The organism is Bombilactobacillus bombi, assembly GCF_013607485.1.
Classification (GTDB): Bacteria; Bacillota; Bacilli; order Lactobacillales; family Lactobacillaceae; genus Bombilactobacillus; species Bombilactobacillus bombi_A.
In genome coordinates this window covers 1-383 of record NZ_SCHP01000164.1, presented here as the reverse complement: position 1 = coordinate 383, position 383 = coordinate 1, and the positions used below count along the sequence as shown (strand labels likewise).

Sequence of the window (383 nt, the reverse complement as noted above, 5' to 3'; positions counted from 1 at the left end):
GTATTTATCTCTAATTAGATAAATTAAAAAATCGAGGTACTGGATGACAAAATTTAATAATAATCAATCTGACAATTTGTTTTCTCAGGTCTTCGGAGTGGCTAAAAAGCTCAGTTCTACTGGTTTAAACATCTTGCAGCAAAGTCAAATTGGTGAGGTAAGTAAATTGGTTGAGCCACTTTCAAATGGCAAAACAGTAGAAGGTAGTGCCAGAAATAAAAGTCCGTTTGAAGTGGAGCAGTATGAAAGCCCACAACAAATGTTACGTGAACATTTACCTAAAGTTACTCGTCAGGTATTTGGACGCCATTTTAGAAAGGTCAATGGTATCGCTACATTTATTTCACCTGACTGGAATGAAAAAATATCAAGCTGGTTATTTG

General features: G+C 35.2%; 1 protein-coding gene. It reads left to right on the top strand.

The window, feature by feature from the left end:
- Positions 1-43 precede the first annotated feature (43 nt).
- Positions 44-383, top strand: a 340-nt coding sequence (locus tag EQ827_RS08970; protein ID WP_219912702.1) for a hypothetical protein, incomplete at its 3' end; no start/stop codon positions are given.